Origin of the sequence: Martinezella tropici, assembly GCF_008370325.1 — a bacterium.
GTDB classification, from domain to species: Bacteria; Pseudomonadota; Alphaproteobacteria; order Rhizobiales; family Rhizobiaceae; genus Rhizobium; species Rhizobium tropici_B.
The window spans coordinates 368,869-389,358 of the sequence record NZ_VNIP01000010.1 but is presented as its reverse complement, the minus strand read 5'-3'; the positions used below and the strand labels follow the sequence as shown (position 1 = coordinate 389,358).

Here is a 20,490-nt window from a genome sequence, read left to right as displayed (position 1 = left end):
GGTTCAGCCGTCGCTATTCTTTGCCTGCTGCGCCCGCCACTCGGCCGCCGTCAGGTGGTATAGGACATGCCGCTTCAGATGGGAGTGGGTGTCGGGCACATTTGGATGATCGAAATCGCCGCCTTCGACGCGCTGCATGCCGATCCGCTCCATGACGGCGGTCGATCTGACATTGTTGTGCACGGCAAAGGAGACGATCTGGTCCAGGGCGAGCTTGTCGAAACCGTGGGCAAGGAGCGCTCGTGCCGCCTCGCTGACAAATCCCTTGCCCCATTGCCGTTTCACCAGGCGCCAGCCGATCTCGATCGTTCCTGCCGGCACGAAGGGTTCCAGATGATCTGCCGGCATCAATCCGCAATAACCGATCGCTTCTCCGGTTTCTTTGAGCTCGAGGGCGTAGAGGCCAAACCCGGTTTCTGAAATCATCGCGTGAACGCGATAGAAGAAGGCGTCGGCTTCCGCACGGTTGCGGCGGAATGGAAAGAACTCCATGACCGCCTCGTCGGAGTTGATCTCGTAGGCCAGATCACGATCCGCCTCGCGCCAATTGCGGATGATAAGGCGGCCGGTTTCGGTGATGATCATCCAAGGCCCCGATCCCGGCGATTGCGCCGTTCTATGGTTTGATGAAGTCCGTCTTACGATAGCCCTGGATGTAGAGGAGGGCGGTGAGATCGCCATGATCGATGCGCATTCTGGCTTGCGCTGAAACCGTCGGCTTGGCGTGCAGCGCGACGCCGGAGCCGGCAAGCTGCAGCATGCCGAGGTCATTTGCGCCGTCGCCAACAGCCAGCACATCATCGGTGGAAATGCCGAGCCTCGCGGCGATATCGTTCAGCGCATCCACCTTGGCCTGCTTGCCGAGGATCGGCTCTTCGACGAGCCCGGTCAGGATGCCGTTTTCTTCCAGCAAGATATTGGCACGGTTCTCGTCGAAGCCAAGGGTCGCGCCGATGCGGCTAGTGAAGACGGTGAATCCGCCGGAGACGAGGGCGGCGTAATAGCCTTTTGCTTTCATCGTCGCGATGAGTTCGGGGCCGCCCGGCGTCAGCGTGATGCGGTTGGTGATGACATCATCGACGACGGAGATCGGCAGTCCCTTCAGCAGAGCCACGCGCTCGCGCAGGGCCGGCTCGAAGGCGATTTCGCCGTTCATGGCGCGGGCCGTGATATCGGCAACTTTCTCCTTGAGGCCGACTTCAGCGGCAAGCTCATCGATGCATTCCTGGCCGATCATAGTGGAATCCATATCGGCAATCAGCAGCTTCTTGCGGCGGGTGTCAGCGTCCTGAATCACGAGATCGATCGGCTCGCCGCCGATCACGGCCAGGATATTGGCTTCCGCGGCCTGAAGGTCCGTATCATCGCGGAGCGCGATATCGCAGGCAATGCCGTCGGCCAGCCAGTAAAGCCCCGACGCCTTGACGACATCAGCCGCCTGTTCCGCGATAGCTGGAACGAGAACGGGATTTGACGGATTGGCAATAAGCGTGGCAACGAAGGCCATGGGCAGAAACCTTATGAGCAATATCGACGCGATCCTGATAACCGGGCCGACCGCCAGCGGCAAGTCCGCGCTGGCGGTAGAATTGGCTCGTTCGCATGGCGGCGTCGTCATCAATGCCGACAGCATGCAGGTCTACGACACCCTGTGCGTACTGACAGCGCGGCCCTCAGAGGCTGATATGGAAGGCATTCCGCATCATCTCTACGGTCATGTTCCGGCGGGCCAGGCCTATTCCACCGGCGCCTGGCTTCGTGAGGCCGGCGCATTGGTCGAACGTCTGCGCGGTGAGCGGCGGTTGCCTGTTTTCGTCGGCGGCACCGGACTCTATTTCAAGGCGCTGACGGGCGGACTCTCCGATATGCCCGAAATTCCGTCTGATATCCGGAGCCGGCTTCGTGGTCGACTGTTGGCGGAAGGGGCGGAGGCGCTGCATCGCGAGCTTGCAGAACGTGACAGCGCTATTGCTGACACCCTCAACCCGCAGGATGGCCAGCGTATTGTCCGCGCCCTGGAGGTGATGGAGGCGACAGGCCGTTCGATTTCCGCCTTTCAGGGCAAGACCGGGCCAATGGTCATCGATCCCGATCGTGCCCGGAAGATCGTTGTCCTGCCCGCGCGCGCGCTGCTGCACCAGCGCATCAACAGCCGCTTCGAGAAGATGCTGGCAATGGGTGCGGAGGAGGAGGTGCGGGCTTTGCTGGCATTGAACCTGCCGCCGGAGATGCCGGTCATGAAGGCGATTGGCGTATCGCAGATCGCCGCGATGCTGAAGGGTGAGATGACGCGGGAAGAGGTCATCGAAACCGGAGCGGCGGCAACGCGGCAATATGCCAAGCGGCAGATGACCTGGTTTCGCAATCAGATGGATGAGAGCTGGGAGCGCTTGAGCCCCTGAGGCTGCTGCCTCAATCCTTGTCGTAAAGGCTGCCCAGCGGCTTTTTCAGAATGCTGTCCCGCAGCGAAAGGCCAGGTTCCCGCCTGGGGGACGGCAAAGGTTCTCTCGGCGGCAAGGGGCGTGCGGCCGTAGCGTCGCTGCGAAATTCGCGGCGCAGGTCCGCAAGCCTGCTGTCGATCGATGTCTGCAGCGGCGGAGCAGTCTGTGGGGTGGCCGTGCGAGGCAGCATGTCGGGGCGATAGGGTTCGATCGATGGCGTATCGGCTTCCGCGGCACGCTGCGGTGGCTGTTCGACAGGCAGGTCGTCGAAATGGTTCCTGCTTTCGGTTACCATGTCCGTCGCGGCGCCGTAGTTCTGTTGCAAGGCGCCGATATCGGGACCTGTAATCGAGCGCATGCGGCTGATGATCGTGCGCAGATCGACCGTATCCGGCGAATCCTCACTGACCTTCGCCGTGCTGCCACTGGCTTTCGGCAGCAAATGCTGCTCGACCTGGGAAAAGCGCATGCGCATCGGCACGGTGATGGCCTCGCCGAAGGCGATTGCCTCGCCATTGCCGATCGAGGACAGGAAACTGGTCGTGGAGATCGAGGAGTTCGGGATGGCCGAACGGATGATTTCCTGGTCGCGATCATTGGCGAGACGCATGGCGAAGAGCGTCGAGCACTGCGAAAGAATCGTCTGATCGAGCTCGCCCGGCCGCTGCGTGATGATGCCGAGCGATACGCCGTATTTGCGCCCTTCCTTGGCGATGCGGGCGATGGCTTGGCGCGTGGGGAGGAAGCCGAGGTTCGGATCGGCGGGGATATAGCGGTGCGCTTCCTCGCATACGACGAGCATATGGATCGCGCCGTCGCTCCAGAGCGCCAGCTCGAACGCCATGCGGCAGAGGACCGAAGCGACTGAATTGATGACTTCAGAGGGGATGCCGGCGAGCTGGAACGTGCAGATCGGCTTACCGTCTCCCGGAATGCGGAAGATCTTGGCGATCGTCTCCATGATCGTATCGGTGATCGTGTTATTGGAGAACATGAAATGATAGCGCGGATCGTTGATCGCCGAGATGATGCGCATTTTCAGTGAGCGCAGATGCGGCTTTTCCTGCCGGCCCTCCAGGCGGCCGATGCGCTCGTCTATCAGCGCCAGCAGATCGGCCATGCGGTAGGGAACCGGCGTATCCGCCGTCAAGGAGGACTTTTCCGTTTGGCGGCGCATCAGGCTTGAATCGCTGCCGCGGAAGGCGCGTCTTGCTTCCGGAATAAGGTCGCGCAGCGCATCGAGCTCTTCCGGTATTGCCGGTCGGCCGCGGAAGACGACTTCGCTGAATTCTTCCAGCCGCATCAGCCAGAAGGGCAGGTCGAGCGTATCGGTGTCGATGACGACGGCATGCCTCGGAAAGGCGGCGGCAAATTCATTATGCGGATCGAGGATCAGCACGCGCAGTTTCGGATCGGCGCTGATCGCCTTGTGCAGCAACAGCGAGACGGCGGTGGATTTGCCGACGCCGGTGGAGCCGACGACTGCAAAATGCTTCGACAGCATGGAGGGGATATGGATGGCGGCGTCGATGCTTTCATCCTGCGTCAGCTTGCCGATGACGCAGCTGCTGCCCTTGCCGGCATCGAAGATGCGCATGAGATCGGCGGCACGGATGCGATGCGCAATCGCGCCGAGATAAGGATAGGCGGTAATGCCGCTTGAAAATTCCTCGCGGCCATCCGGCCCGACATGGACCTCGCCCAAAAGTTCGACTTCGATGCGGAAGAGATTGTCCTGTCCTTCGCCCCAGCCGACGCTTTGAGTGTTCATCGAATAGACGAGGGCAGCCACGCGGTTCTTCCCGACACTGATGGAGATCAGCCGACCCACGGACCAGAGCTCGGTCAGATCCGTGCCGCCGGCCTCGGCAACGGCAGCGATCGTCGCTCTCGAGCCGTTGCACGCGACAACGCGGCCGAGGAAGCGATTTCCCGGCTTCAACCTGTCGCGGCGATCAAAATCTCCAGCGTTGCCTGATGTCTGCAGATCGTTATTCAGCAAACAGCTACCTCAATCATTAGAGGCTGGAGCATAGAGACGGTGGCTTAATAAAACCCTGTCGACTACCCAGGCTTTTTATAGGGTTTCCGCGGGTCCGCGATTTTTTATTGCTTCACGCGTTGACGCTTCGAAATTTTCTGTCTATCACTTCGCCCCATGAAAAACTCGATCGTTCTTATCGTGGTGGGAAAGCGCATGGGCAGGATGGTGTAACCATCCGGCGATAGCCACCCATGCGCTAGATGACAGGCTCCCCAAGGGGCCTTTTTTTATGCCCAAAATCGAGATTTCATTCTTCCAAACCTCCAGCAGACAGCGGAACAAACGTATGACCGGCACAGATAATCAGGCGAGCGGCAATCGAATGACAGGCGCGGAGATCGTGTTGCAGGCGCTCAGGGACAACGGCGTCGAACACATCTTCGGTTATCCGGGCGGTGCCGTGCTTCCGATCTATGACGAGATCTTTCAGCAGGACGATATCAAGCACATTCTCGTTCGCCATGAGCAGGGCGCAGGCCATGCGGCCGAAGGCTATGCCCGCTCCACCGGCAAGGTCGGCGTCATGCTGGTCACCTCCGGCCCGGGCGCGACGAATGCCGTCACGCCGCTGCAGGACGCCTTGATGGATTCGATCCCGCTCGTTTGCCTCAGCGGCCAGGTTCCGACCACGCTGATCGGTTCCGACGCTTTCCAGGAATGCGATACCGTCGGCATTACGCGGCCTTGCACCAAGCACAACTGGCTGGTCAAGGACGTCAATGAGCTGGCTGCCGTCATTCACGAAGCCTTCCGCATCGCGCAATCAGGCCGCCCGGGTCCTGTCGTCGTCGACATTCCGAAGGACATTCAGTTCGCGACCGGCACCTATACGCCGCCGGACGCTCATCATGTCCAGAAGAGCTATCAGCCGAAGATCCAGGGCGATCTCAACAAGATCACGCAGGCGATCGAGCTGATGAAAAATGCCCGTCGTCCGGTCATCTATTCCGGCGGCGGCGTCGTCAATTCCGGTCCGGAAGCCTCCAAGCTGTTGCGCGAATTGGTCGAGCTGACCGATTTCCCGATCACGTCGACGCTGATGGGCCTCGGCGCCTATCCGGCGTCCGGCAAGGCCTGGCTCGGCATGCTCGGCATGCATGGTTCCTATGAAGCCAACATGGCGATGCATGATTGCGACGTCATGGTCTGCATCGGCGCGCGCTTCGACGACCGCATTACCGGCCGCTTGAATGCCTTCTCGCCGAATTCGAAGAAGATCCACATCGACATCGATCCGTCTTCGATCAACAAGAATGTTCGTGTCGATGTCGGCATCCTTGGCGATGTCGGCAATGTTCTGGAAGACATGGTTCGCCTGTGGCGCGCCCTGCCGCAGAAGCCGGCTGCGGATCGTTTGGGCGACTGGTGGGCTGACATCGCTCGCTGGCGCGCGCGCAATTCCTTCGCCTACAAGCCGAGCGACGACGTCATCATGCCGCAATATGCGATCCAGCGCCTCTATGAGCTGACGAAGCATCGCGATACCTACATCACCACCGAAGTCGGTCAGCACCAGATGTGGGCGGCGCAGTTCTACGGTTTCGAACAGCCGAACCGCTGGATGACCTCGGGCGGCCTCGGCACCATGGGCTACGGCCTGCCGGCAGCGCTCGGCGTGCAGATCGCCCATCCGGAAAGCCTGGTCATCGACATTGCCGGCGATGCCTCTATCCAGATGTGCATTCAGGAAATGTCGGCGGCGATCCAGCACAATGCGCCGATCAAGATCTTCATTCTGAACAACCAGTACATGGGAATGGTTCGCCAGTGGCAGCAGCTGCTGCATGGAAACCGCCTGTCCAATTCTTACACGGAAGCGATGCCTGATTTCGTCAAGCTGGCCGAGGCCTATGGCGCCATCGGCCTGCGTTGCGAGAAACCGGGTGACCTCGATGCCGCCATCCAGGAAATGATCGACGTCAACAAGCCGGTCATTTTCGACTGCCGTGTCGCCAATCTCGCCAACTGCTTCCCGATGATCCCCTCGGGCAAGGCGCACAATGAAATGCTGCTGCCGGACGAAGCAACCGACGAGGCCGTCGCCAACGCCATCGACGCCAAGGGTCGTCAGTTGGTTTGATCGATAGCTGAGGCGCGGCAGGAGCCGCGCCCCAGCCGACTCGCCGGCATGCCGAACAAGAACCGAGGAAACGGAACAAGAATAATGAACGCACACCTTCAACCCACGGGCTCCGCCTATTTCATTTCACCCGAAACCGCGGCGGCCGAGAGCCATACGCTTTCGGTGCTGGTCGACAACGAGCCCGGCGTTCTCGCCCGCGTCATCGGCCTCTTCTCCGGCCGGGGCTACAACATAGAAAGCCTCACGGTTTCGGAGACCGAGCATCAGGCGCATCTGTCGCGCATCACTGTTGTCACGCGCGGCACGCCGCAGGTGCTGGAGCAGATCAAGGCGCAGCTTGAGCGCATCGTTCCCGTTCACCGCGTCGTCGATCTGACGGTGCGCGCCCGCGAACTCGGCCAGGAGCGGCCGATCGAGCGCGAAGTGGCGCTGCTGAAGGTGACCGGGAGCGGCGAGATGCGCGCCGAAACGCTGCGGCTGGCCGATGCCTTCCACGCCAAGGTGGTGGATGCGACCATCGAGCATTTCATTCTCGAGATCACCGGCAAGTCCTCGAAGATCGATCAGTTCATCGCCATCATCAAGCCGCTCGGTCTCATCGAAGTTTGCCGCACGGGCATCGCCGCGATGAACCGTGGTCCGCAGGGGATGTAAGAGCCTGCGCCGTTGAGGGGGAACGCATATGAGGCAACTCGGCGCTGCAAATTCCTTCTCCCCGTGGGGAGAAGGGGAAACGCGGTAACAATGGCTGACATCGGCGAAAAGCCGTGGCATCCGCCAGCTGGCATGCGCCTCGGCGCCGCGCCTTTCGTACGAAGTGACTTTCCCTGGCTCGGACATTACTTCGGCTCGCAGAAGCTAGCTTCCGCATTGTCGCCCGGCATAGGCGGCATCGTTTCCTGGGGCGGCCGTGCGCCGGCCAAGATGGCGGATAGTATTGCGCGGCTTCGCAGATTGCCGCATTGGCACTTGGAAGATGGTTTCCTGCGCTCTGTGGGGCTCGGCAAGACCGGCGCCGTTCCTCTTTCCATCGTCATCGACGATCTTGGCCTGCCCGTCGATGCAAGCAATCCATCGCGGCTTGAGCGGCTGATAGAAGGTGCCGGGGAGGCGAGAGAGCTCGGGGGCGCCATCCGGGAGCAGATCGTTCTCAACAAGTTGTCGAAATACAATCATCTCCCTCATCAGCAGCCCAATATCGAGCGGACGGCAAAGCGTCGTATTTTGCTGGTCGATCAGGTCGTTGGCGACGTTTCCGTCGACAGGGCACTCGGCTCAAAAGCCTCCTTCGAGAAGATGCTTGCCGATGGGCTGGCAAGCGGTGCGCAATGCCTCGTCCGTACCCACCCGGATGTGATGGCCGGGCTCCGTAAGGGATACCTTACAGGCTCGGCTTCCAAGGGCGATGTTGTCATGATCGACGATGCCGTGTCGGTGGCCTCCATCCTCGAAGTCGTCGATGAGGTCTGGACCGTCTCGAGCCAGTTCGGCTTCGATGCGCTGCTGCGCGGCATTCCGGTTCGCTGCTATGCCGCACCCTTCTATGCGGGCTGGGGGCTGACCGAAGATCATTTCGGCGTTTACACCAAGGCCGCGCTTGCCGGGCGCCGGACGAAGCGGCGGACTGTCGACCAGATCGCCGCTGCCGCCTTTTCGCTTTATCCGACCTATCGCGATCCGGCTGATTGGCGAGAGATCGACGTTTTTCGCGCGATCGAGCTGATCGTCGCACAGCAGAAGACAGCCGCTTGAATCTACAGCATGTCTAATGACTTCTTTCGCGACGGCGGCGGGAAGGCGGCGTCGAGGACGGCCCAATCCTCCTCTGTCATGTCGACATCTATCGAGTCACGGTTTTCCTCGATGCGCTGCGGGTTCGAGGATTTCGGGATCGATATCACGCCGTCGCGCTCCAGCAGAAAGGCAAGCGCGATCTGGGCGGGCGTCGCCTGATAGGTCTTGGCGATGCGGATCAGCTCCGGGTGATGGAGCAGGCGGCCTTGTTCGATCGGGGAATAGGCCATGATCGGAATGCCGCGCTCCTGGCACCAGGGCAGCAGATCGTATTCGATGCCACGCCGGGAGAGATTGTAGAGCACCTGGTTGGCGGCAACATTGCCGCCATTCGGCACGGAGAGCAGCTCATCCATATCGGCAACATCGAAATTCGACACGCCCCAGGCCTCGATCTTGCCGGCAGCTTTCAGGCCTTCGAAGGCTTCCACCGTTTCTTCGAGCGGATAGTTGCCGCGCCAATGCAGCAGATAGAGATCGATGCGATCGGTGTTCATGCGTCTCAGGCTGCGTTCGCAGGCGTCGACTGCGCCCTTGCGGCTGGCATTGGCGGGATAGATCTTGCTGACCAGAAAAACCTCGTCGCGGCGGCCTTCGATCGCCTTGCCGACGATCTCTTCCGAGCCGCCATCGGCATACATTTCCGCCGTATCGATCAGCGTCATGCCGAGATCGAGGCCGGTTTTGAGGCCGGCGATCTCGTCCCTGGCGGTTGTAGCATTCTCCCCCATGTTCCACGTTCCCTGGCCGAGCGCGGGTACCGTGATGCCGGAGGGGAGGGTGACGGTGGGAATGGGCTCGCGCATGGTCTGTCCTCGCTACGGAAAGCCGAAGGATAGGTCCATCCTGGCGGATTTCAATCGACACCTTCATGTCACTGTGACAAAGGTCCTGTGGCTTTCAGACTATGAGCGAATTAATGTCGCGCGGATATGCATCGCTGCATCTGGCGCGCATGAGAAGAATTTTGGATGCCGCCCTTTGTCACGCACGGTGTCCCAGGAGGCATCATGGCGCTGGATACATTTCTGGCTCTCTTACTTTTCGCGTTCACGACATCGATTACGCCGGGGCCGAACAACATGATGTTGTTTGCTTCCGGTGTGAATTTCGGTTTTCGGCGCACCATTCCGCATATGTTCGGCATCGGTGTTGGCTTCTTCTCCCTGCTGCTTGGCGTCGGCCTGGGGTTGGGTGCGCTGCTGCTTACCGTGCCGGTGCTCTACACCGCGCTGAAATTCGCCGGCGGCGCCTATCTCGTCTGGATTGCCTGGAAGATCGGCACATCGCGCAGTATTACGGAGAGCGAAGGCTCCGCGCAGCCGATGAGCTTCATGAGCGCCGCCGCGTTCCAATGGGTCAATCCCAAGGCATGGGTGATGGCCGTGACCGCCATGGCGACCTACACCAATGAGCAACTCTATCTCTTCACCGTTCTCCTCGTCGGACTGGCATTTGCGGCCGTGAATGTGCCGAGCGTATCGACCTGGGCCGGCTTCGGCTCCGTGCTGCGCGACTGGCTGTCCGATCCCGTTCGGCTTAAATGGTTCAACATAACCATGGCCATCCTGCTGGTGCTCAGTCTCTGGCCGATGCTAAAGTAACGGTCAAGAGACAGGAGGCAGCCATGTCCCACGGACATTCGCATGATGACGACGATCATCACCCCCATCACCACGACAACCACTATTCGGACATGCAGGCGCGGGTGAAGGCGCTCGAAACGCTGCTGACGGAAAAGGGGCTGATCGATCCGGCGGCGATCGATCGCATCGTCGAGACCTATGAGACGAAGGTCGGGCCGCGCAACGGCGCGCAGGTGGTGGCGAAGGCCTGGAGCGATCCCGATTTCGCCGATTGGCTACGGCGTGACGCGACAGCGGCGATCGCAAGCCTCGGCTTTACCGGCAGACAGGGCGAGCATATGCGCGCGGTATTCAATACGCCGGAAACGCATAATCTCATCGTCTGCACGTTGTGCTCCTGCTACCCATGGGCCGTGCTCGGGTTGCCGCCGGTCTGGTACAAGGCGCCGGCCTATCGCTCGCGTGCGGTGATCGACCCGCGCGGCGTGCTCGCAGAATTCGGCCTGACGCTGCCGCGGGAAACGAGGATCCGCGTCTGGGATTCGACGGCGGAGCTTCGCTATCTGGTGATCCCGGAACGGCCGGCCGGTTCCGAAGGCATGGATGAGGCGGCTTTGGCTGATCTCGTCAGCCGCGACGCCATGATTGGAACCGCGCTCGCCAAGATGCCGGAGGCGGCGCGATGAACGGTCCACACGATCTTGGCGGCCAGATGGGTTTCGGCCCCGTCGCGCCGGAACCGAACGAGCCTTATTTTCACGCCGAGTGGGAAAAGCGGGCGCTCGGTATCACGCTTTCCTGTGGCGCCCTCGGTGCCTGGAACATCGATGAAAGCCGGCACGCGCGCGAAAACATTCCGCCGGCGAGCTATCTCGGCGCCAGCTACTACGAGATTTGGACTCGCGCCGTCGATACGTTGCTGGAGCGGCATGGTTTCGCCACGGCCGAGGAGTTGCGCACCGGTCGTTCGCTCGAACAGGGCAGGGTGCCGAAGCGGATTTTGAAGGCCGACATGGTCGATGGCGTCTTGGCCAAGGGCGGCCCCTGCGATCGGCCGCTCGATACCACGCCGCTTTTTGCCGCCGGCGATTACGTGCGGACGAAGAATTTCAATCCGACCGGCCACACCAGATTGCCGCGCTATGCCCGCGCCAAAACGGGTGTCATCGAAGCAGTGCAGGGCTCCTTCGTATTTCCCGACGACAATGCTCACGGCCGCGGCGAGAACCCACAATGGGTCTACACGGTGGTCTTTGATGGCCCCGAGATCTGGGGTGAGGGAGCCGATCCCTCTCTGACGGTCTCGGTCGATGCCTGGGAGAGCTATCTTGAGCGCGTGTGAGGTCACCTCGCCTCTGGCGCAATCGCCGGGATTGCCGAAGTCAGCCGATGGCGGGCCGGTCTTTCCGGAGCCTTGGGCGGCAGATGCTTTCGCAATGACCGTTCATTTGCACGAGAAGGGCCTGTTTGCCTGGGGTGAATGGGCGGAGCAGCTGTCTGGCGAGTTGCATAAACCCGGCCGCGCGGCCGATGGCAGCGACTATTTCGATTGCTGGGTGGCGGCGCTTTCGGATCTGCTCGTGTCGAAGGATATAGCGGATCACGATACGATCCTGGCTTTGCAACAAAGTTGGCAACGTGCGGCTGAGGCAACGCCGCATGGCAAGCCGATCGCATTGGAGAACGACCCGCTGGGTTAGGACGAAAACTGCCTGTAGCACTCGTCTGCTACCTGCCGCAGCATGTCGCGCGAGATCTCGCCTGTCACCGCATAGCCGAGGTCGCCGTCGATCCAGTAGAAGGTCTCGATGGCGTTGTCGCTGGCGAAGCGGAAGCTGGTGGTGGTGTTGCCGCTATTGCGGCCCACCAGCACGGTCAGGCGTTGGCCGCTGGCATTTTCATACATGAACAGGGCGCCGGGCGTGCCGTTGATCGGCAGCAATCGGCCGCCGACCAGATGGAAGCCCAGCGTCTGCAGGCTCGGCACCTTGAGGCCGGCGACATTCATGCGCTTGCCAAGCCAGGTGGCGAGATGCGCCTCCTGATCCGCGCCGACTTCGACGGGATGGCGGACGTCGCTGGCATAGACGACGAAGGCCGAATGCGCCTGCTGCGGCAATGCCTCGATCGAGGTCAGCTTTAATTCGGGCCGTGCGAAAAGGTCAGGGCCGAAATGGCCGGCAACCGCACCGGCAACGAATAATGCCAGCGAGGCGGCGAGCATCGTCAGCTTGCGGCTTGATTGCGACGCAGCCGCCCCCGCAGAAGATGTGTTTCTGCTTTTCGAAAAGAGGTCTGCGTCGCCGTCCTTCGATATGGCATAGGGGGAGAACATGGCTCGAATTTCATCGTTCTGGACTTGCCATGCCGCAACGGCGGCGGCGTCCTCTGGATTTTCGGTCAGCCATGCCTGTAATTCCGCCTGTTTTTCCGATGGCAGGAGGCCATCGGCAAAGGCGTGAAGGTCCGCTTCGGTCACGTTCGGTTTGCGTTCGTTCATCTTGGTCTCCGAAGCGTGACAATATTGTCTGCATTCAACAAGCTGGTCATCTTCTGGCGGGCGCGAGACAGGCGTGACATCACGGTGCCGATCGGGATATCGAGCATATCTGCGACGTCCTGATAGCTGCAGCCTTCGACGACGACGAGCATCAGCACTGCGCGATAGTCTTCGCTAAGGCTGTTCAGCGCCGTTTCCAGGCGCGACCGCTGCAGCGGGTCGTTGTCCGTTTCGGCTGCGAGAAGGTCGCCGCTGTCGTCGATATCAACGAAGCTGCGGCCGCCCTGCTGGCGCAGTCCGTTGCGATAGAGATTGGTCATGATGGTGAGGACCCAGCCGCGTAGGTTCAGCCCGCGCCATTGGCCGCGCCGGGCCAGGGCCTTTTCGACGCAATCCTGAAGCAGGTCATCGCCATCGGCATCCGAGCGGGTGAGGCTGCGCGAATAGCGGCGTAAGGAGGGGAGGAGCGCCAGCACCTCCGCCTCGAAACTATCGGGCGCGGGGGAGCCTCCCGCCGCGCCCTTCCCGGTCCGGTCAGGGCCGTGCGACATTCCAGACGCCCTTGAAGCCGTCGCCGGCGACATCACCGGACTTTGCATCCTTGACGAAGAAATAGAGCGGCATGCCGTCCTTTGCCCACTGTTTCTTCCCGTCCTTGCGGGTAATGACCGAATATGCACCTTCCGCCTTGGCTTTGCTATCGGCCATCAGCGGCGGCCAGGCTTTCGCACAATCGCCGTTGCAATTGGATTCGCCTGATTTGTCGTTCTTGAACGTATAAAGCGTCATACCGTTTTCACCGGCAAGGACCTTGCCTTTGGCGCTTTCGACCGTCTTGACCGGGGCTGCGGCGAAAGCGGCTGTGGCAAAGGCCGATGCCGCAGCGAGCGTGGTCAGGAATCTCATGGTCTTCATGATGTCTCTCCTCGGGTGGTGGACGATGGATCATCCAGGCTTTGCTTTTTGCGTTGCCGGACGTGAGACACCGGCACGTCTGATTTTATTCCCGGCTCGCCGGGTATTTTTTACCGCTTGCTTCCAGCGGCCGAATCCTGCCAATTCGGCCCATGCAATTCGCGCCGCAACAAGATGAAGCGCTCAAGGCCGTCGCCAAGTGGCTGAAGGAGGGGCGCACACCGCTGTTTCGCCTTTTCGGCTATGCCGGCACGGGCAAGACGACGCTTGCGCGGCATTTTGCCGAGCATGTGGACGGCGAGGTGCTGTTTGCGGCCTTTACCGGCAAGGCGGCGCAGGTGCTGCGCTCGCGCGGCGCTTCCAATGCCAAGACCATCCATTCGCTGATCTACCGGCCGCGCGGCGAGGAAGCCGTCGAGGACGAGGAGACGGGCAAGACGTCGATCGCGCCGATGTTCACCATCAATCGCCAGAGCCCGGTCGCCAAGGCCGCGCTGATCATCGTCGACGAATGCTCGATGGTGGACGAAGCGCTGGGCAAGGATCTGATGAGCTTCGGAACGCCCATTTTGGTACTCGGCGATCCCGGGCAGTTGCCGCCTGTTTCCGGCGGTGGTTTCTTTACGAATGAGGAGCCGGATTATCTGCTGACGGATATTCATCGTCAGGCGCGTGATAACCCGATCATCCAGCTCGCCATGCAGGTGCGTGAGGGCAAGGAAATTATGCACGGCGATTACGGCACCGCGCAGGTAATCTCGAAAAACGAGGTCACGCAGCCGCTGGTGCTGGAAGCCGATCAGGTTCTCGTCGGCACCAACAGGACGCGGCGGCGCTACAATCAGCGTCTGCGCGAGCTTAAGGGTTTTACGGCCGACTATCCGCAATCCGGCGACAAGCTGGTCTGCTTGCGCAATGACCCCGCCAAGGGGCTGCTCAACGGCTCGCTCTGGCAGGTCATGACCTCTTCCCGGGAAACGACGAAGCCGGGCATCAATCTGCTGGTGCGGCCGGAAGATGACGACATGGATCGCGGGGCGGCGAAGATCAAGCTCCTGAAGCAGGCCTTCGAGGATGTCGAGGGCGAAATCCCGTGGTCGACGCGCAAGCGCTACGACGAATTCGATTACGGCTACGCGCTGACGGTGCATAAGGCGCAGGGTTCGCAGTGGAACAATGTCGTGCTTTTCGATGAGAGCTGGGCATTTCGCGATACGCGCGAGCGCTGGCTCTATACGGCCATTACCCGCGCTGCTGAGACGCTGACCATCGTTCGATAGGGCGGCTCTTAGGTTTGGTCACCGCTCGGGGACGTATAGCGCATGCGCCCATCAAAGTTTTGCATAGGTCGATGTCGGAATCCTGTTGGTTTTATTGGTGAACATGGCCTAAAACGGCTGCTATCATCCGCTTTGAAAATCAGGGATTTCGATCATGCCCGCCAAGCTTTCCGTGAACCTCAACGCCATCGCGATGCTGCGCAATCGGCGTGATCTTCCCTGGCCGAGCGTCACGGGCTTGGGGCGCATTGCACTGGCGGCCGGCGCCAGCGGCTTGACCGTTCATCCGCGTCCCGATCAGCGGCATGTCCGCTTTTCCGATCTGCCCGATATCCGCGCGCTGATCGATGACGAGTTTCCAGAGGCGGAGTTCAATATCGAGGGCTATCCGACCGACGAATTCTTCGATCTCTGTGCTTCGGCAGAACCCGAGCAGGTGACGCTCGTGCCTGACGATCCCACTCAGGCGACATCGGATCACGGCTGGGATTTCCGCAAAAACCGCGAGCTGCTAGTTGAGGTCGTTGCCAAATACAAGACGATCGGCTGCCGCGTCTCGCTATTTGCCGATGGCAACGGCGATGCCGACGCCGTAAAGATCGCCAGAGAGGTCGGTGCTGACCGCATCGAGCTTTACACCGGTCCCTATGGCGGCTGCTACGACGACCTGCAGAAGGCTGCCGGCATACTCGAAGCGCTCGGCAAGACCGCCGACGCCGCCTTCGCCAACGGCCTTGACGTCAATGCCGGTCATGACCTGACGGTCGCCAACCTGCCTGATCTCCTCAAGCGCATTCCGAAGCTCGCCGAAACCTCGATCGGCCATGGGCTGACGGCGGATGCGCTGGAATACGGCATGGCCGAAACGGTGCGCCGCTTCCGCCGGGCTTGTGGTCAGACGGTTTGATAGGAATAGGCTTGGCTGGTCGGGCGAGGGCGTCACTGACGCGCCATAGTGCCCGGCCCCTCATCCTAGCCTTCTCCCCGCTTGCGGGGAGAAGGGACGACAGCGCGCAAACGGTGCTTATCTCATTCGATTGGAGTTCATGCGTGAGGCATGAAAACTCCCTCGCCCCGCTTGCGGGGAGAGGGCTAGGGTGAGGGGCTAGGCACAAGAGTGCGGCGAACGAAGCCTCACCTGACCTCTTCCATAACTCAGCCGGCCAACGCGGCCTTATGCTCCTCGAAGAAGCTCCGCAGCGTCTGCGGCTCCTTGCCGGTCAGCTTGTTGAAATCGTTGGTGAGGATGTCGAATTTGCCGGCGCGGGTGTTGGCGTCGGCTGAGACGAGCATGTCGACCACGAAGGGCGGCAGGCCGGCGCCGGCAAGGCCTGCGGCGAACTGTTCGTCATTGACCTGCACGACCTGAAGCGGACGATCGGTGATCTTGCTGACGACGCTTGCTACGTCCTCGATGGTGACGGCGGTCGAGCCCGTCAGTGTGTAGGTGGCGCTGTCAGTCGTGTCGGAAGCCAAGGCAGAGGCGATGGCGAGTGCGCAATCTTCGCGGCTGATGTTGCTGACGCGGCCGCCGCCGGTTGCCGTGTACCATTTGCCGGTTTCGAGGCTGTGCGGCAGGCCCATCAGGTAGTTGTCGAAATACCACGCGTCGCGCAGGATCGTGTAGCCGACGCCGCTTGCCTTGATGGCGTTTTCCGTGCCGAGATGATCTGGCGCGAAGCTGACGAGCGAACCTTCCGGGGCCGGCATGGAGGTGTAGAGAATATGCTTGACGCCGGCCTTCTTCGCGGCTTCGACAGCAGCCGTGTGCTGCTTCAGGCGCAGGCCCGGTACGGCGAGCGCGTCGGTGCTGATGATCAGCAGGCGATCGACGCCGGCGAAAGCAGCGGCCAGGGTGGCGGCATCGTCGAAATCGGCCTTGCGGGTGATGACGCCCTTGGCGGCGAGATCGGCAAGCTTCTCCGGGCTGCGCGTGGCGGCGATGATGCGGCCTGGAGCGACCTTGTATGTCTCCAACAGGTGATGAATGACGCGCTGGCCAAGCTGACCGGCGGCGCCGGTGACGAGAAGAGTGCTGCTCATGTTTTTTCCCTTGTTTGACCGCCGCAAATTCGCGGGGGTCTTGTCGCTCTCAAAAAGAGACTAGCACTAGAATAGGAATTGACTTCGCGGTGTAAAGGAGGCAGTTTTTTGGCTCCAAGTTACCAAAAGGGAACCGGCATGGTCGCCAGCACCGTCGTCAATCTGCGTGATAGCATAGATCCACCGTTACGCGACGTCGATCTCAGCAATCTCGATTTCAGCAATTGTCCGGTGCGTGACCTGATCTCGCAGATCGGTGGAAAGTGGTCGGTGCTGCTGCTGGAAACACTGGCAAAACGGCCGTACCGTTTTGGCGAGTTGCGCCGTCTGGTGCCCGATATCTCCCAACGCATGCTGACACAAACGCTGCGCGACCTTCAGCGCGACGGCTATGTCGACCGTGAGGTCTTTCCCACGAAGCCGCCAAGCGTCGAATATCGCATGACGAATCTCGGCTATTCACTATACGAACCGCTGGCGCAGCTTTTGAATTGGGCCGAGGCCAATCATGAGGCCGTCAAGGCCGCAAGAGCCCGTTTCGATCAATCGCCGGACTGAGCCTTAACAGTGAATCCGTTGAAGATCGCCATCGTCGGCGCCGGGCCTGCCGGGCTTGCCGCTTCTCTCTTTCTTTCCCGTGCCGGCCACACGACCGATATCATCGAACGGTTTGGTAGACCGGCCCCCGTCGGCTCGGCGCTCATGTTGCAGCCGACCGGATTGACCGTGCTGGAATCGCTCGGGCTCGGTCCGGCCATTCATGCCGCCGGCAACCGCATCGACCGGCTGTTCGGCACGGAAACCACCCGTGGCCGCATCGTTCTCGATGTGCGCTATAATGCGCTGCCCGGCGGCCGCTATGGGCTTGGCGTTCATCGTGCGGCCCTGTTCGATACGCTTTATGATGAGGTTTCCGCGCGGCAACATCCGATCCATACCGGTCAGCGGGTCATCGGCGTGACGGAGGAGGGTGGTGAAAGCTTTCTCTCCGTCGAAGGCGGTGAGCGTCTCGGACCTTATGATCTCGTCATCGACGCCAGCGGTGCGCGCTCGGAACTGGTAACGGCGTCGCCCGTCGCACCGCGTGCGCGCAACCTCGCCTACGGCGCTTTCTGGGCAACGCTCGACTGTCCCGACGGATTGGTCGATCAGGCGGCGCTGACGCAGCACTATGACAAGGCGAGTGTGATGATCGGGGTCTTGCCGATCGGCAGGAGACGACCGGATATGCAGAAGCAGGCGGCCTTGTTCTGGAGCCTGAAAGTTGCGGATGCCGATGAGGTGCGCAAACATGGGCTTGAGCGCTGGAAACAGACGATCCGCGGCTATTGGCCGGAATGCGAGCCGTTGCTGGAGCAGATCACTGATTGGGATCAGTTGACCTTGGCGCGTTACGCGCATCGCACCATGACAGTGCCCTATAGCGGGCGAACGGTTTTCGTCGGCGACGCGGCGCATTCTACCAGCCCGCAGCTCGGGCAGGGTGCCAATATGGCTCTGCTCGATGTCGCGGCGCTTGCGCATGCGCTTGCTGGATATGAAACCATAGAGGCGGCTCTTGCCGCCTATGCGAGAGCGCGGCGGATGCATGTGCGGCTGTTCCAGCTGCTTTCGGCCGCCTTCACACCCTTCTACCAATCGGATTCGGCGGCGCTGGCCTGGATCAGGGACCGGCTGGTTGCCACCATCGCCAGGGTGCCTCCCGCGCCGCAGATCCTGGCGGGTATCGTTTCCGGCACGCTGGTCGACCCGTTCAACGGTGCCGGCTTGCGGGAATGCGACTGGCTGCGGCAGGCTGTGCCGCAGCCGTCTTGATCAGTTCTTGTTCTCGAGCCTTTCCGCTTTTCTTCGAATCGCGAAAATGCTCTGTCCCTTTGTTTTTGCGCAATTCCGGACGGAAAACCGCTACGCACTTTTCCTGGAATTGCTCTCGGTCAGGAAGGCGAGCAGCGCGATGACCGGGAAGGCGACGCCGATCCAGGAGGCCATGTTCCAGCCGCCGGTAGCATAGGCCCAGCCGCCGAGCGCGGAGCCGAGGGCGCCGCCGGCAAAGAAGGTCGCCATGTAGAGGCCGTTGAGCCGGCTGCGATGTTCGGCGCTGAGCGCGAAGATGGCGCGTTGACCGAGCACGAGATTCGTCTGGACGCCGAAGTCGAGCATGATGCCTGACAGCGTCAGCGTGATGAGCGCCAGCACCGAACCGCTGCCGGAAAAATGGCCGATCAGGAAGGCGACGATCGCAAGCACCAAGGCGAAGGCGGTGGCAAGCTTGGTCCAGCCACGATCGGCAACGCGTCCGGCGATCGGCGAGGCGACTGCGCCTGCTGCGCCAGCCAGCGCGAAGAGGGCGATGCCATTCTGTGTCAGGCCGAAGGCGGGGCTCGCCAGCAGCAGCGGCGTCGTCGTCCAGAAGAGGCTGAAGGCGCCGAACATGCAGGCTTGATACAGTGCGCGCCGCTGCAGGAGAGGCGTGCGAAGCGCGAGGTGGCCCATGGAAGAAAGCAGTTGTCCGTAGTGCAGCTTGGTGTGCGGTACTCGGGTCGGCAGGACGAGGCGCAGGATGACCATCAGCCCGATCATGATGCCGGCCGAGATGATATAGACCGCGTGCCAGGAGAGAAGCTCGGACAGGAAGCTTGCGGCGGGGCGGGCCAGCATGATGCCGACGAGCAGGCCGCTCATGACGTTGCCGACGACAGCGCCGCGGCTGGCGTCCGGCGCCATATGGGCGGCGAAGGGAACAAGGACCTGCACCGCGACGGATGCCAGGCCGATGCAGAGCGAAGCGAGCAGGAACAGCGACGGCGACCAGGCGAAGGCGGCACCGACAAGGGCGACGGCGGCGAGCGCCACCAGGGTCAGCACCAGCCTGCGGTTCTCAAGAAGATCGCCGAGCGGCACGATCAGCAAGAGGCCGAGGCCGTAGCCGATCTGCGTCAGCGTGACGATGAGGCCGGTGGCGGCCGGGGTGAAGCCGAGCGACTGGCTGATCGGGCCGGCGAGCGGCTGGCCATAATAAAGATTGGCGGCCACCAGCCCGCAGGCGGCGGCGAACATGAATGTGAGAAGCGGTGAAAGGGTCTTTTCCGGGAGCGGCGTGCTCTCCCGTCTGGCGGCGGCAGTTGCGGGCATATCTCGTCCTCGATGCGGGCAGGGGAGTGCGTTCCCCGATAATTCGATGAAAATCAGTCCAGTAGTTTCATGGCCGTCTCGGCGACGGCGAGCATATGTTCGGTCTTACGGCCGGTCTTGCCGATCACGCGCATGCCCTTGGTCAGGGCAAGCAAGGCGCAGGCGGTGCTTTCAGGGTCGACATGCTTCGCCACCGAGCCATCGGTTTGACCGAGGCGGATGAGATCCAGGATGCGCCTTTCGTCGAAATCGAAGGCCACGCCGACACGGCCGGCGACCTCTTCGTCGAAAAGCGCAAGCTCGGTCGCGCTGCCGACCACGAGGCAGCCACGGCGTCCGATTTCACCGCACGAAGCCTCTGCAAAGAATGCCACCAAAATACGCAGCTTCTCGTATCCGTTCGGAGCTTTGGCAAGGGATTCGTCGATCAATCGCTGACGCACGTAGCGATAGCGGTCGAAAGCGGCAAGGAACACCCCGCGCTTGTCGCCGAAGGCCTTATAGACACTCCCGGCTGTCAGGCCCATGGCCTCGGTCAATTCGCTGATCGAGGCGGCATAGTAGCCGCGTTCGGAAAAGACGCGCAGCGCTTCGTCAAGCGCGGAATCCATGTTGAATTCGCGCGGGCGTCCACGGGACTTCGGTGCGATGTCGAGCGTCTCTGTTATCATA

22 protein-coding genes are annotated in these 20,490 nt (G+C 61.3%); 12 read left to right on the top strand and 10 right to left on the bottom strand.

Going from position 1 to position 20,490, the window contains the following annotated elements; all coding sequences use genetic code 11:
* Positions 1 to 3 precede the first annotated feature (3 nt).
* On the bottom strand, positions 4 to 585 hold the full coding sequence (locus FP026_RS20725) for a GNAT family N-acetyltransferase (protein ID WP_149636481.1): 582 nt from the start codon (positions 583 to 585) through the stop codon (positions 4 to 6).
* 31 nt (positions 586 to 616) lie between these two features.
* The gene (gene serB, locus FP026_RS20720; protein ID WP_149636480.1) at positions 617 to 1,507 is read right to left on the bottom strand and encodes a phosphoserine phosphatase SerB; all 891 of its coding nucleotides are present in this window, start codon (positions 1,505 to 1,507) and stop codon (positions 617 to 619) included.
* Between the two features lie 13 nt (positions 1,508 to 1,520).
* Between serB and miaA the strand changes: the two genes are divergently transcribed.
* Complete coding sequence (gene miaA, locus FP026_RS20715) at positions 1,521 to 2,402, top strand: tRNA (adenosine(37)-N6)-dimethylallyltransferase MiaA (protein ID WP_246665395.1); 882 nt, start codon at positions 1,521 to 1,523, stop codon at positions 2,400 to 2,402.
* Between the two features lie 10 nt (positions 2,403 to 2,412).
* Here miaA and FP026_RS20710 read toward each other — a convergent pair whose 3' ends face one another.
* Positions 2,413 to 4,443: an ATP-binding protein gene (locus FP026_RS20710; protein ID WP_149636478.1), complete on the bottom strand. Its 2,031-nt coding sequence runs from the start codon at positions 4,441 to 4,443 to the stop codon at positions 2,413 to 2,415.
* Between the two features lie 328 nt (positions 4,444 to 4,771).
* Between FP026_RS20710 and FP026_RS20705 the strand changes: the two genes are divergently transcribed.
* The 3 genes from FP026_RS20705 (at position 4,772) to FP026_RS20695 (ending at position 8,320) form a co-directional block, all read left to right on the top strand.
* Entirely contained in the window at positions 4,772 to 6,565 is a 1,794-nt protein-coding gene (locus FP026_RS20705) for an acetolactate synthase 3 large subunit (RefSeq protein ID WP_149636477.1), read from the top strand.
* Between the two features lie 84 nt (positions 6,566 to 6,649).
* Complete coding sequence (gene ilvN, locus FP026_RS20700) at positions 6,650 to 7,222, top strand: acetolactate synthase small subunit (RefSeq protein WP_149636476.1); 573 nt, start codon at positions 6,650 to 6,652, stop codon at positions 7,220 to 7,222.
* A 90-nt stretch (positions 7,223 to 7,312) separates the two neighbouring features.
* A complete protein-coding gene (locus FP026_RS20695; RefSeq protein ID WP_246665394.1) occupies positions 7,313 to 8,320 on the top strand; it encodes a capsular biosynthesis protein in 1,008 nt (335 codons plus the stop codon).
* A 2-nt stretch (positions 8,321 to 8,322) separates the two neighbouring features.
* Here the strand turns inward: FP026_RS20695 and FP026_RS20690 are convergent, their stop codons facing one another.
* A complete protein-coding gene (locus FP026_RS20690) occupies positions 8,323 to 9,168 on the bottom strand; it encodes an aldo/keto reductase (protein WP_149636475.1) in 846 nt (281 codons plus the stop codon).
* Between the two features lie 204 nt (positions 9,169 to 9,372).
* Here FP026_RS20690 and FP026_RS20685 point away from each other — a divergent pair, with 204 nt between their 5' ends.
* Genes FP026_RS20685 through FP026_RS20670 form a run of 4 tightly spaced genes read left to right on the top strand, consistent with a single transcriptional unit; the run spans position 9,373 to position 11,648 of the window.
* Positions 9,373 to 9,966 (top strand): LysE family translocator, encoded by a 594-nt coding sequence (locus FP026_RS20685; RefSeq protein WP_149636474.1) that lies wholly within the window; start codon positions 9,373 to 9,375, stop codon positions 9,964 to 9,966.
* Between the two features lie 23 nt (positions 9,967 to 9,989).
* On the top strand, positions 9,990 to 10,634 hold the full coding sequence (nthA, locus tag FP026_RS20680; protein WP_149636473.1) for a nitrile hydratase subunit alpha: 645 nt from the start codon (positions 9,990 to 9,992) through the stop codon (positions 10,632 to 10,634).
* Positions 10,631 to 11,290 (top strand): nitrile hydratase subunit beta, encoded by a 660-nt coding sequence (gene nthB / locus FP026_RS20675; protein ID WP_149636472.1) that lies wholly within the window; start codon positions 10,631 to 10,633, stop codon positions 11,288 to 11,290. Before nthA ends, nthB begins: the two co-directional genes overlap by 4 nt.
* Positions 11,277 to 11,648, top strand: a complete 372-nt coding sequence (locus FP026_RS20670; protein WP_149636471.1) for a nitrile hydratase accessory protein — start codon at positions 11,277 to 11,279, stop codon at positions 11,646 to 11,648. The genes nthB and FP026_RS20670 overlap by 14 nt, the downstream gene beginning before the upstream one ends.
* On the opposite strand, the gene FP026_RS20665 is transcribed toward FP026_RS20670, so the two are convergent.
* The 3 genes from FP026_RS20665 to FP026_RS20655 are packed head-to-tail and all read right to left on the bottom strand — an operon-like array spanning position 11,645 to position 13,363.
* Positions 11,645 to 12,448 carry an anti-sigma factor family protein gene (locus FP026_RS20665; RefSeq protein WP_149636470.1) on the bottom strand — a complete coding sequence of 268 codons (804 nt, stop codon included), beginning with the start codon at positions 12,446 to 12,448 and terminating at the stop codon, positions 11,645 to 11,647. The genes FP026_RS20670 and FP026_RS20665 overlap by 4 nt on opposite strands.
* Positions 12,445 to 12,999: an RNA polymerase sigma factor gene (locus tag FP026_RS20660; protein WP_149636469.1), complete on the bottom strand. Its 555-nt coding sequence runs from the start codon at positions 12,997 to 12,999 to the stop codon at positions 12,445 to 12,447. The genes FP026_RS20665 and FP026_RS20660 overlap by 4 nt, the downstream gene beginning before the upstream one ends.
* On the bottom strand, positions 12,983 to 13,363 hold the full coding sequence (locus tag FP026_RS20655; RefSeq protein ID WP_149636468.1) for a COG4315 family predicted lipoprotein: 381 nt from the start codon (positions 13,361 to 13,363) through the stop codon (positions 12,983 to 12,985). The genes FP026_RS20660 and FP026_RS20655 overlap by 17 nt, the downstream gene beginning before the upstream one ends.
* A gap of 152 nt (positions 13,364 to 13,515) precedes the next feature.
* Here FP026_RS20655 and FP026_RS20650 point away from each other — a divergent pair, with 152 nt between their 5' ends.
* Together FP026_RS20650 and FP026_RS20645 are read left to right on the top strand one after the other, a co-directional pair.
* Entirely contained in the window at positions 13,516 to 14,643 is a 1,128-nt protein-coding gene (locus FP026_RS20650) for an ATP-dependent DNA helicase (protein WP_149636467.1), read from the top strand.
* A gap of 154 nt (positions 14,644 to 14,797) precedes the next feature.
* Positions 14,798 to 15,550, top strand: a complete 753-nt coding sequence (locus FP026_RS20645) for a pyridoxine 5'-phosphate synthase (protein ID WP_149636466.1) — start codon at positions 14,798 to 14,800, stop codon at positions 15,548 to 15,550.
* Between the two features lie 248 nt (positions 15,551 to 15,798).
* On the opposite strand, the gene FP026_RS20640 is transcribed toward FP026_RS20645, so the two are convergent.
* Positions 15,799 to 16,686 (bottom strand): SDR family oxidoreductase, encoded by an 888-nt coding sequence (locus FP026_RS20640; RefSeq protein WP_149636465.1) that lies wholly within the window; start codon positions 16,684 to 16,686, stop codon positions 15,799 to 15,801.
* A gap of 138 nt (positions 16,687 to 16,824) precedes the next feature.
* On the opposite strand from FP026_RS20640, the gene FP026_RS20635 reads away from it, so the two are divergent.
* Positions 16,825 to 17,244: a winged helix-turn-helix transcriptional regulator gene (locus FP026_RS20635; protein WP_149636464.1), complete on the top strand. Its 420-nt coding sequence runs from the start codon at positions 16,825 to 16,827 to the stop codon at positions 17,242 to 17,244.
* A 9-nt stretch (positions 17,245 to 17,253) separates the two neighbouring features.
* Positions 17,254 to 18,501, top strand: coding sequence for an FAD-dependent oxidoreductase (locus FP026_RS20630; RefSeq protein WP_149636463.1), 1,248 nt, complete (start codon positions 17,254 to 17,256; stop codon positions 18,499 to 18,501).
* 90 nt (positions 18,502 to 18,591) lie between these two features.
* Here FP026_RS20630 and FP026_RS20625 read toward each other — a convergent pair whose 3' ends face one another.
* Together FP026_RS20625 and FP026_RS20620 are read right to left on the bottom strand one after the other, a co-directional pair.
* Positions 18,592 to 19,818: an MFS transporter gene (locus FP026_RS20625; protein WP_149636462.1), complete on the bottom strand. Its 1,227-nt coding sequence runs from the start codon at positions 19,816 to 19,818 to the stop codon at positions 18,592 to 18,594.
* A gap of 53 nt (positions 19,819 to 19,871) precedes the next feature.
* Positions 19,872 to 20,489, bottom strand: a complete 618-nt coding sequence (locus FP026_RS20620; protein ID WP_149636461.1) for a TetR/AcrR family transcriptional regulator — start codon at positions 20,487 to 20,489, stop codon at positions 19,872 to 19,874.
* Between the last annotated feature and the right edge of the window lies 1 nt (position 20,490).

Coding starts and splice junctions, on each gene's coding strand:
- FP026_RS20725 (WP_149636481.1), bottom strand. CDS start 585: ATGATCATCACCGAAACCGGCCGCCTTATCATCCGCAATTGGCGCGAG.
- serB (WP_149636480.1), bottom strand. CDS start 1,507: ATGGCCTTCGTTGCCACGCTTATTGCCAATCCGTCAAATCCCGTTCTC.
- miaA (WP_246665395.1), top strand. CDS start 1,521: ATGAGCAATATCGACGCGATCCTGATAACCGGGCCGACCGCCAGCGGC.
- FP026_RS20705 (WP_149636477.1), top strand. CDS start 4,772: ATGACCGGCACAGATAATCAGGCGAGCGGCAATCGAATGACAGGCGCG.
- ilvN (WP_149636476.1), top strand. CDS start 6,650: ATGAACGCACACCTTCAACCCACGGGCTCCGCCTATTTCATTTCACCC.
- FP026_RS20695 (WP_246665394.1), top strand. CDS start 7,313: ATGGCTGACATCGGCGAAAAGCCGTGGCATCCGCCAGCTGGCATGCGC.
- FP026_RS20690 (WP_149636475.1), bottom strand. CDS start 9,168: ATGCGCGAGCCCATTCCCACCGTCACCCTCCCCTCCGGCATCACGGTA.
- FP026_RS20685 (WP_149636474.1), top strand. CDS start 9,373: ATGGCGCTGGATACATTTCTGGCTCTCTTACTTTTCGCGTTCACGACA.
- nthA (WP_149636473.1), top strand. CDS start 9,990: ATGTCCCACGGACATTCGCATGATGACGACGATCATCACCCCCATCAC.
- nthB (WP_149636472.1), top strand. CDS start 10,631: ATGAACGGTCCACACGATCTTGGCGGCCAGATGGGTTTCGGCCCCGTC.
- FP026_RS20665 (WP_149636470.1), bottom strand. CDS start 12,448: ATGAACGAACGCAAACCGAACGTGACCGAAGCGGACCTTCACGCCTTT.
- FP026_RS20660 (WP_149636469.1), bottom strand. CDS start 12,999: ATGTCGCACGGCCCTGACCGGACCGGGAAGGGCGCGGCGGGAGGCTCC.
- FP026_RS20655 (WP_149636468.1), bottom strand. CDS start 13,363: ATGAAGACCATGAGATTCCTGACCACGCTCGCTGCGGCATCGGCCTTT.
- FP026_RS20650 (WP_149636467.1), top strand. CDS start 13,516: ATGCAATTCGCGCCGCAACAAGATGAAGCGCTCAAGGCCGTCGCCAAG.
- FP026_RS20645 (WP_149636466.1), top strand. CDS start 14,798: ATGCCCGCCAAGCTTTCCGTGAACCTCAACGCCATCGCGATGCTGCGC.
- FP026_RS20640 (WP_149636465.1), bottom strand. CDS start 16,686: ATGAGCAGCACTCTTCTCGTCACCGGCGCCGCCGGTCAGCTTGGCCAG.
- FP026_RS20635 (WP_149636464.1), top strand. CDS start 16,825: ATGGTCGCCAGCACCGTCGTCAATCTGCGTGATAGCATAGATCCACCG.
- FP026_RS20625 (WP_149636462.1), bottom strand. CDS start 19,818: ATGCCCGCAACTGCCGCCGCCAGACGGGAGAGCACGCCGCTCCCGGAA.
- FP026_RS20620 (WP_149636461.1), bottom strand. CDS start 20,489: ATGATAACAGAGACGCTCGACATCGCACCGAAGTCCCGTGGACGCCCG.